Annotated in this window: 10 protein-coding genes; all 10 read left to right on the top strand. The window is 68.7% G+C overall.

Going from position 1 to position 9,309, the window contains the following annotated elements; genetic code table 11:
- Positions 1-466: translation initiation factor IF-3 (gene infC / locus VGD32_RS02615; RefSeq protein ID WP_331030349.1), on the top strand; the 466-nt coding region annotated here is incomplete at its 5' end.
- Between the two features lie 134 nt (positions 467-600).
- Positions 601-1,851 carry an MFS transporter gene (locus VGD32_RS02620; protein WP_331030350.1) on the top strand — a complete coding sequence of 417 codons (1,251 nt, stop codon included), beginning with the start codon at positions 601-603 and terminating at the stop codon, positions 1,849-1,851.
- Between the two features lie 73 nt (positions 1,852-1,924).
- Positions 1,925-3,862: a S9 family peptidase gene (locus VGD32_RS02625; protein ID WP_331030351.1), complete on the top strand. Its 1,938-nt coding sequence runs from the start codon at positions 1,925-1,927 to the stop codon at positions 3,860-3,862.
- Positions 3,863-3,923: 61 nt separating this feature from the next.
- Positions 3,924-5,855: a S9 family peptidase gene (locus tag VGD32_RS02630; protein WP_331030352.1), complete on the top strand. Its 1,932-nt coding sequence runs from the start codon at positions 3,924-3,926 to the stop codon at positions 5,853-5,855.
- A gap of 160 nt (positions 5,856-6,015) precedes the next feature.
- Positions 6,016-6,213 carry a 50S ribosomal protein L35 gene (rpmI, locus tag VGD32_RS02635; protein ID WP_003166435.1) on the top strand — a complete coding sequence of 66 codons (198 nt, stop codon included), beginning with the start codon at positions 6,016-6,018 and terminating at the stop codon, positions 6,211-6,213.
- A gap of 53 nt (positions 6,214-6,266) precedes the next feature.
- Entirely contained in the window at positions 6,267-6,620 is a 354-nt protein-coding gene (rplT, locus tag VGD32_RS02640; RefSeq protein WP_331030353.1) for a 50S ribosomal protein L20, read from the top strand.
- Between the two features lie 89 nt (positions 6,621-6,709).
- A complete protein-coding gene (gene pheS / locus VGD32_RS02645) occupies positions 6,710-7,786 on the top strand; it encodes a phenylalanine--tRNA ligase subunit alpha (RefSeq protein ID WP_331030354.1) in 1,077 nt (358 codons plus the stop codon).
- Positions 7,787-7,797: 11 nt separating this feature from the next.
- Complete coding sequence (locus VGD32_RS02650; protein WP_331030355.1) at positions 7,798-8,190, top strand: hypothetical protein; 393 nt, start codon at positions 7,798-7,800, stop codon at positions 8,188-8,190.
- Positions 8,190-8,594 (top strand): hypothetical protein, encoded by a 405-nt coding sequence (locus tag VGD32_RS02655; RefSeq protein ID WP_331030356.1) that lies wholly within the window; start codon positions 8,190-8,192, stop codon positions 8,592-8,594. The genes VGD32_RS02650 and VGD32_RS02655 overlap by 1 nt, the downstream gene beginning before the upstream one ends.
- Positions 8,591-9,309, top strand: a 719-nt coding sequence (gene ytpR / locus VGD32_RS02660; protein WP_349256719.1) for a YtpR family tRNA-binding protein, incomplete at its 3' end; no start/stop codon positions are given. The genes VGD32_RS02655 and ytpR, both read left to right, overlap by 4 nt.

Genomic DNA, 9,309 nt, shown 5'->3' on the forward strand with positions numbered 1-9,309 from the left:
GCGCGTTCTGCTGATCGACCAGAACGGCGAAAAGCAGGGCGTCATGCCTACGTCCGCCGCGCTGGAAGCCGCCGAAGAGGCCGGCATGGACCTGGTTCAGATCGTCTCCACCTCGGAACCGCCGGTGGCGAAGATCCTCGATTACGGCAAGTTCCGTTTCCAGGAGCAGAAGAAGAAGGCCGAGGCCCGCAAGCGCCAGAAGGTCGTCGAGCTGAAGGAAATCAAGCTCCGGCCGAACATCGACACCCACGACTACGAGGTGAAGGCCAAGGCCATGCACCGCTTCTTCGACGAGGGCGACAAGGTCAAGGTGACGCTGCGTTTCAGGGGCCGCGAGATGGCCCACCCGGAACTGGGCATGAAGCTGCTCAACAAGGTGCAGGCCGACTTCGACGAGATCGCCAAGGTCGAATACGCGCCGCGTATGGAAGGCCGGCAGATGATCATGATCCTGGCGCCGAAATAACCGCCTGATCCGATGGAAGCTTCGACGCCCCGGCCGCCACGGCCGGGGCGTTTTTCGTTCGCCGTCCGCTCACCTCTTGCGCGACTGTGTCGACTGACGGACAGATCGCTTCCCCGTTCCTCCCGGACCTCGCCGTGACCCCGTCGCCCGCCGCTTCCACGACCTCGCGATCCGCCCTCGCCGTCCTGTTCGGGGTGGTGTTCATCAACCTGGTGGGCTTCGGCATCGTCATCCCGCTGCTGCCCTTCTACGGCCAGACGCTGGACGCGCCGCCGTGGCAGGTGGCGCTGATGTTTTCGGCCTATTCGCTGGGCCAGTTCGTGGCCGAGCCGTTCTGGGGCCGCCTGTCGGACCGCATCGGGCGCAAGCCGGTGCTGCTGATCACCATTCTCGCCAACGCCGTCGGCTATCTGGCCCTGGCCTTCGTGCCCAACATCTGGCTGGCCATCGCGGTGCGGCTGTTCACCGGTCTGGGCGCGGGCAATATCTCGACCGTTCAGGGCTATGTGGCCGACGTCACGCCGCCCGAGCGACGGGCCGGACGGATGGGGCTGATCGGCGCCGCCTTCGGTCTCGGCTTCATCTTCGGTCCCGGGCTGGGCGGGGTGCTGACCCGACCGGACCTCGGGACCCTGGGCTACCAGCTGCCGATCTTCGTCGCCGCGGGGCTGTGCCTGCTGGCCGCCCTCGGCGTCGTCCTGCTGTTGAAGGAGAGCCGGGCCAGGGCCGATCCGGCCGCCCCGCGGCCAGCCTTCCTCGGCGGGGTGCACGATGCAGTGGCCAATCCGGTGGTGTCGCGGGTGCTGCTGGTCACCCTGATCTACATGGCGGGCTTTTCCGGCATGGAGTCGACCTTCGGCTTCTGGACCGAGGCCCGTTACGGCTGGGGCGCGCGCGAGGTCGGGCTCAGCTTCATGGCGGTCGGGGTCGTCTCGGTCATCTGCCAGGGCTTCCTGGCGGGGCGGCTGGCCCGCCGCTTCGGCGAGGCGCGGGTGCTGGCGGTCGGCTGTCTGATCTTCGGCGCGGGTCTGGTGGGACAGGTCGCGGCCAGCCGCCTGCTGCCCGAGGCCGAACTGCTGGTGCCGGTGATCATGGCCTTCGGCGCCTTCGGCATGGCCGTGACCATGCCGAACATCTCGGCGCTGATCTCCCGCTCGGTCGGCCCCGACCGGCAGGGGGCCATGCTGGGGCTGAACATGGCCGCCAGCTCAAGCGCCCGCATCTTCGGCCCCATGGCCGCCGGCGCGATCTTCTCGGGCATCGGTCATGACTGGCCGTTCCTGATCGGCGCGGCCCTGACAATTCCCGCGGCGGTGATGGCCATCAACGCCGGCCGGGCTTTCCGCAACCGCGAGCTGTCGCAGGCCGCCCATCCGGCCGAATAGGCGGCCTCGCGTTTCGCGCTTGGCTCCGCCCTTCGGGCCCCTTACGGTTGCGCCTCAAAAGGGGGGCTTTCGCATGTCCATTCGGTATTTCTGCATCGCCGTGGCGGCCGCCTCGGCGACCCTGCTGGGCGGGGTGGCCGCGGCCCAGGCGCAGCCCGCGCCGATCGAGGCCTATGCGGCCCTGCCGGCGATCGAGAGCGTGGCGGTGTCGCCGGACGGCTCGACCCTGGCCTATATCCGCCGCAGCGGCGACGGCGACGCGGTCATCGCCCAGGCGCGGACGGGAGAGGCGCTGGTCACCATCGACGTCAGCGACCGGGTCGCTCGCAGCGTGTTCTGGGCTTCGCCGGACCACGTGGTGATCTCGAGCACCGTCAACACCAAGCTGCCCTACACGACCTCTCCGGGCCTCTATGAGCAACTCGATATCGTCAACGTCCGCACCCGCCGGGTCGCCCGCGCCTTGCGCAGCGCCGACAAGGCCATCCTGACGGCGAATTTCGGCCCACCGACCGTCGGCACATACCGCGGCGAGCCTGTGCTGTATTTGCGGACCTATACCGTCGAGAACGACGCCTACACCTACGACGTCTACCGGGTGGACCTCGACGACGGTCGCGGCCGCCTGCATCAGGTCGGCGCCGAAGACACCAACAGCTATCTGGTGCGGAAGGACGGCGAGGTTGTGGCCCGCACCACCTATGACGGCGAAACCGGCCTCTGGCGCCTCCTGGCCCGCACCGGTTCGGGCTGGCGTGAACTGATGACCCGCCGCGAATTGCTGGACCCGCCGGCGACGCTCGGGTTCGGACGCAGCCACGACGTCATTCTGGTTTCAGAGGACCGGCCGGAAGGCCGTGTGCTGTTCGAGGTGTCGCTGGTGGACGGCTCGGAGATTCCGGTGGGCGACCTCGGGGAAAGCGCGTTCGTGATCAAGAACGGCGAGGGCCTGATGGTCGGCGTCGGCGAGGAAGACCTGACTCAGAGCTACAATCTGTTCGACCCGGCCCTCCAGGCGAACTGGGAGAAGCTGCAGCTCGGCCTTCCGGGTCGTCTGCTGTTCATGGGCGACACCAGCGATGATCTCAGCACCCTTGTGTTCCGGGCCGAGGGCGCCGGCGACCCGGGCTCGGTGTATCTGTTCGACGCCAACCGGCAGAGCGTCAACCTGATCGGCCGCGAGTATCCGACCCTTCCGCCCGAGGCGGTCGCACAGGTGAGCGTCGTGCGCTACAAGGCGGCCGACGGTCTGGACCTGTTCGGCTATCTCACCACGCCGACCGGACGCCCGGCGCGGAACCTGCCGCTGGTCGTCATGCCGCACGGTGGTCCGGCGTCGCGCGACTCGGCCGGTTTCGACTGGTGGGCGCAGGCGATGGCCTCGCGCGGCTATGCGGTGTTCCAGCCCCAGTTCCGGGGCTCCGACGGCCACGGCCGGGCCCTGCTTGAGGCAGGCTATGGCGAATACGGTCGCAAGATGCAGACCGACCTTTCCGACGGAGTCCGGCATCTCGCCGCAGCGGGCGTGATCGACCCGTCGAAAGTGTGCATCGTCGGGGCCAGCTATGGCGGTTACGCCGCCTTGGCGGGCATGACGCTGGATCAGGGGGTCTATCGCTGCGCCGTGTCGGTGTCCGGCGTGTCGGACCTGCCCGTCAAGATGGCCACTGAGCGCCGGGAGGGCGGCCGGGCCCGGTTCAACTCCTCGCTTCGCTACTGGCAACGCTTCATGGGCGTGGAGAACGATACCGACCCGATCCTCGCCGAACTCTCGCCGTCGCGCCTCGTGTCGCGCATCGATGGCCCGGTGCTCCTGATCCACGGACGCCAGGACACCGTGGTCCCCTTCGAGCAAAGCGAGATCATGGAACGGGCGATGCGGCAGGCCGGCAAGGACGTCGAACTGGTCGCCCTCGACGGGGAGGATCACTATATGACCTTCCCGGCCACCCGCTTGCGGATGCTGACGGCGACCATCGAGTTTCTCGAGGAGCACAATCCGCCGCGTTGAACCCTTGCGGCCTCCGCTCGCCTCACCCTATGGTTCTCGTCGGGGTAGTCGGGTGGGGCCAATGAACAATCATCGATATCTGCTGGCGGCCGTGGCCGCCGGGCTGACGCTGGCCGGCGGACGCGCGGTCGCGCAGGATACGGCGCCGCTGGCGGCGTACGGCGCCTTGCCGGCGCACGAGCTGGTCGAGGTGTCGCCGAGCGGCGACCGCCTCGCCTACATCACGGTGGTTGGCGAGGAACGCGCCCTGGTCATCCATGACCTCAACGACATGAGCCTGATCGGCGGGGTTCGCGCCGGGCCGGTCAAGGTCCGCGATCTCGGCTGGGTCGGCGAGGACCACGTCTACATCTACAGCACCGCCACCCAGGTCGGCGCCTCGATCGGCCTGCGCCGCTCGGAACTCGCGGACGCCTCGATCTACGAGATTCCGACCCGCCGGGTGTCGCTGGCGCTCAACAACACGCCCGGCGTCTTCGCCAAGGTGTTCGGCTCGCCCCTGGTCCGGACCATCGACGGCGAGCCGTCGCTGATCGTCGTCGGCTCGGGCAGGGAGGGCTCGGGGCTTTACCGCATCAATCTGTCGAACGGCCGGGGCGAGGAACATGTCGACCCCGACCGCCGGGGACCGCCGTCCCTGCTGACCGTGGATGGAGAGCCGGCGGCCCGGGTCACCTATGACGGCGAGGAATGGGCGCTGCAGGGCCGCCGCGGCGGCTTCTGGCGCACCGTCTGGCGCACCGACGCCCGTATCGACACGCCGGGCCTGATGGGCTTCGGACCGACGCCGAACAGCGTGGTGCTGCAGGGGGCCATCGACGGCCGGCCGGACGGCTTCTACGTCGTGGACCTTGAAACCGGCGCGATCTCCGACCTGCCGTTCGAGGGACGTCCGACCAGCCTGATGCACCATCCGGCGACGAAACTGCTGATCGGCGCCCGGACGCTCGGCGACGACGACAGCGTCACCTGGCAGTTCCTCGATCCGGTCGCCGAGCGCAGCTGGCGGTCGGTGCAGGCGGCGTTCCGGGGCAAGCAGGTGACCCTGAACTCGTGGTCGCACGACATGCGCCAGATCGTCGTCTACACCCAGGGCAGCGGCGACGCCGGGACCTATCAGCTGGTCGATCTCGACCGCCGCACCGCCGAGATCATCGGCGAGGCCTATCCCGAGATCACCGGCGCGCGCGTCGGCGAGGTGCGGGCCATCAGCTATCAGGCCGCGGACGGGATGCGCATTCCCGGCTACCTGACCCTGCCGCCCGGCGTCACCGACCCCAGGGGTCTGCCGCTGGTGGTGTTCCCGCACGGCGGACCGGCGTCGCGCGACTATCTCGGCTTCGACTGGTGGGCCCAGGCCATGGCCTCGCGCGGCTACGCCGTGCTGCAGCCCAATTTCCGCGGTTCCGACGGTCTCGGCACGGCGCATCTCGAGGCCGGCTACGGCGAGTGGGGCCGCAAGATGCAGACCGACCTGTCGGACGGCGTGCGCTGGCTGGCGTCCGAGGGGATCATCGACCCCGCGAAGGTGTGCATCGTCGGCGCCAGCTACGGCGGCTACGCGGCGATGGCCGGTCCGACGCTGGACCCCGGCGTCTACCGCTGCGCCGTGGCCGTCTCCGGGGTCTCGGACCTCAGGCTGATGGTGCAGTGGGAGGCCGACCAGGGCGGCCGCCGCGACTCGCCCGTCGTGCGCTACTGGAACCGCTTCATGGGCGCCGAACGGCTGGGCGACCGGGGTCTGGACGCGGTCTCGCCCGCCGCCCAGGCCGAACGCGCCGACGCGCCGATCCTGATGCTGCACGGCCGCGACGACACGGTCGTGCCGTTCGAGCAGAGCCGCGTCTTCGCCGAGGCCCTGCGCCGGGCGGGCAAGCCCTATGAGCTGATCGAGTTGCCGAGCGAGGACCACTGGCTGTCGCGGGCCTCCACCCGGCAGTGGATGCTGGCGGAAACCGTCCGCTTCCTCGAACTGCACAACCCGCCCCGGTAGGAGAAACCTTGCCATCGGGGCCCGCTTCGACTAGAAGCCGCGCCTTCGCGTACCGAACCGCCGGGCGAACAGGCATGCCTGGGCGGTTCATAATCCAGGGTTCATCGCCCCGGGCCCAACCGGCCCGTCGGCCGATAACCCGCTCAAAATGAGAGTGAAAATGCCGAAACTGAAGACGAAGTCGGGCGCCAAGAAGCGCTTCAAATTCACGGCGACTGGCAAGGTGAAGGCCGGCGTGGCGGGCAAGCGGCACCGTTTGATCAGCCACAACAGCAAATATATCCGCCAGAACCGCGGCACCTCGGTCATGGCCGACGCCGACGCCAAGAAGATCAAGTCCTACATGCCGTACGCCTGATCGGCGCGCGCTGTTTCGACTGATCTCCACACCGAATTTGAAAGGATAGCGACATGGCTCGCGTCACTCGGGGCGTTACGTCCCATGCCAAGCACAAGAAGGTTCTGAAGCAGGCGAAAGGCTTCTACGGCCGCCGCAAGAACACCATCCGCACCGCCAAGGCCGCCGTCGATCGCGCCGGCCAGTACGCCTATCGCGACCGCCGCACCAAGAAGCGCAACTTCCGCGCCCTGTGGATCCAGCGCATCAACGCCGCCGCGCGTCTGGAAGGCTTCACCTATTCGCAGTTCATCCACGGCCTCGGCAAGGCCGGCATCGAGCTGGACCGCAAGGTTCTGGCCGCCATGGCCGCCGACGAAGCCGCCTTCAAGGCCATCGCCGACAAGGTCCGCGGCGCGCTGGCGTAAGCTTTTCCGGCGACGGAAGACCCAAAAGCCCTCCGGCCCGCGCCGGGGGGCTTTTTGCCTTGCGCCTTAGCGGCTAGACGACTGCGACCATGACCGACCTGAACCAGCTCGAACTCGACCTGATCAACGCCATCGGCCGGGCGGAGACCGCCGCGGCTGTGGAGGAGCTGCGCGTCGCCGCCCTGGGCAAGTCGGGCTCGATCTCGGGCCTGCTCAAGGGCATGGGCGCCCTGAGCCCGGACGAGCGGCGCGAGCGCGGTCCGATGATCAACGGCCTGCGCGACCGGGTCTCGGCGGCCCTGGCGGCCCGCAAGGCGGAGCTGGAGGCGGCGGAGCTGGACGCGCGGCTGAAGGCCGAACACGTCGACCTGACCCTGCCGCCGCGCCCGCGCCGCAAGGGCAGCGTCCATCCCACCATGCAGGTGATGGACGAGATGATCGCCCTCTTCGCCGACATGGGCTTCGCCGTCGCCGAAGGTCCCGACATCGAGGACGACTTCCACAATTTCACGGCCCTGAACTTCCCGCCCAAGCATCCGGCGCGGGAGATGCACGACACCTTCTTCCTGACGCCCGATCCGGAAACCGGCGAGCGCAAGGTGCTGCGCACCCACACCAGCCCCGTGCAGGTGCGCACCATGATGACCCAAAAGCCCCCGATCCGGATCATCGCGCCGGGCCGGACCTTCCGGAAGGACAGCGACGCGACGCACACGCCGATGTTCCACCAGGTCGAGGGGCTGGTGATCGACAAGGGCGTCCACATGGGCCACCTGAAGTGGACGCTGGAGACCTTCGTGGCGCGCTTCTTCGAGGTCGAGGACGTCGACGCCCGCTTCCGGCCGCACCACTTCCCGTTCACCGAGCCGTCGGCCGAGATGGACATCCGCTGCGACCGCTCGGGCGGCGAGCTCAAGCTCAATCAGGGCGACAGCTGGATGGAGATCCTCGGCTGCGGCATGGTCCATCCGAACGTGCTCAGGAACTGCGGCATCGATCCGGACGAATACCAGGGCTTCGCCTTCGGCATGGGCGTCGACCGCCTGGCCATGCTGAAATACGGCATTCCCGACCTGCGCCCCATGTTCGAAGCCGACACCCGGTGGCTGGCCCATTACGGCTTCTCCGCCTTCGCCGTCCCCAATCCCGCCAGCGGACTGAGCTGAACGAGACCGTCATGACCGATGTAATGTCCGAAGCCTTCGGCCGCGAGATCGTCGCGCGCGACATCTTCGAGAAGGAGGGCGTGTGGCTGCCGCTGCTGGCCGTCCACACGATGAATTCCGGCGAAGCGGTCATCAAGGGCAAGACCTTCACCGACTGCGTGATCCAGGGCCCGGCCGTCATCGCGGTCCTGTCTGGCACGACGTTCGAGGGCTGCAACATGGGCGCCGCGTCCGACGCCGCCTCCCTGCTGTTCGCGCCCCAGGGGCCGCGTCTGGTCGGCGCCATCGGCCTGCAGGAGTGCCGCTTCGTGCGCTGCCGCTTCGTGCAGATCGGCTACACCGGCTCGGCCGCCTTCCTCAAGGACATGGGCCGCAGCCTGACCCAGGCGGGACAGGCCGGCTGATGGCCTACGTCCCGATCAACCGCCCCGTGCGCGTGGCGACCGACCTGACGGCGTCCGTCTTCGAGGACCTGGATATCAACCTGTTCGAGCTCTACGCGGCCGTTGTCGGCGGCGCCCAGCCGGGCCTGATCGAGGGGCGGGTCTTCCGCCGCTGCCGCATGCAGGGGCCGGCGATCGTACTGGTCTCGGCCGGCGTCACCTTCGACGACACCAATTTCGGCGACAGCGGCGGCGACATCCGCAACCTGCTGCTCCAGCCGATGGGATCGCGCGCGCTCGGGACGATGCCCATGCGCAATTGCGCCTTCGAGAACTGCGAGTTCTTCAACGTCGGCTTCACCGGACCGCAGCCGGTTCTCGACATGATGGCCGGGGTGGGAACGGGTCGGGGAGGGGCGTCGTGAAATTCACCCTTTCCTGGCTCAAGGACCACCTCGACACGAGCGCCGACGTGGCGGCCGTGGCCGAGGCCATGACCATGGCGGGGCTGGAGGTCGAGGACGTCCACGACCCCGTCGCCGCGCTGGCGCCGTTCACCGTGGCCCGGATCGTTTCGGCCGAACGCCATCCCAACGCCGACCGGCTGCAGGTCTGCCAGGTCGACACGGTCGACGGGCCCAAGGAGATCGTCTGCGGCGCGCCCAACGCCCGCGCCGGCCTGACGACCATCAACGCGCCGATCGGCGCCTATGTGCCCGGACTGGACGTGACCCTGGTCGAGAAGCCGGTGCGCGGCGTGGTCTCGCACGGCATGCTGTGCTCGGCGTCCGAGCTGGAGCTGGCCGACGAGAGCGACGGCATCCTCGAGCTGGCCGACGACCTGACGGTCGGAACCCCGGCGGCGGGCGTGTTCGGGGCCGAGCCGGTGATCGATTTCGAGGTCACCCCGAACCGGCCGGACTGGCTTGGCGTCGCCGGCATCGCCCGCGACCTGGCGGCGGCCAGCCTCGGCCAGCTGATCACCCCGACGGTGGAGCCGGTGGCCGGGACCTTCCCCTCGCCGATCACGGTTCGGATCGAGGCGCCGGAGATGTGCCCGGTGTTCGCCGGGCGGCTGATCCGCGGGGTCAGGAACGGGCCGTCGCCGGAGTGGCTGCAGCACCGGCTGACGGCCATCGG

It is taken from the genome of Brevundimonas sp. (assembly GCF_036402095.1).
Taxonomy (GTDB): Bacteria; Pseudomonadota; Alphaproteobacteria; order Caulobacterales; family Caulobacteraceae; genus Brevundimonas.

What these genes read in the sequence shown, in the direction of transcription:
- VGD32_RS02625 (WP_331030351.1), top strand. Translation starts at nt 1,925, where the DNA reads ATGTCCATTCGGTATTTCTGCATCGCCGTGGCGGCCGCCTCGGCGACC.
- VGD32_RS02630 (WP_331030352.1), top strand. Translation starts at nt 3,924, where the DNA reads ATGAACAATCATCGATATCTGCTGGCGGCCGTGGCCGCCGGGCTGACG.
- rpmI (WP_003166435.1), top strand. Translation starts at nt 6,016, where the DNA reads ATGCCGAAACTGAAGACGAAGTCGGGCGCCAAGAAGCGCTTCAAATTC.
- rplT (WP_331030353.1), top strand. Translation starts at nt 6,267, where the DNA reads ATGGCTCGCGTCACTCGGGGCGTTACGTCCCATGCCAAGCACAAGAAG.
- pheS (WP_331030354.1), top strand. Translation starts at nt 6,710, where the DNA reads ATGACCGACCTGAACCAGCTCGAACTCGACCTGATCAACGCCATCGGC.
- VGD32_RS02650 (WP_331030355.1), top strand. Translation starts at nt 7,798, where the DNA reads ATGACCGATGTAATGTCCGAAGCCTTCGGCCGCGAGATCGTCGCGCGC.
- VGD32_RS02655 (WP_331030356.1), top strand. Translation starts at nt 8,190, where the DNA reads ATGGCCTACGTCCCGATCAACCGCCCCGTGCGCGTGGCGACCGACCTG.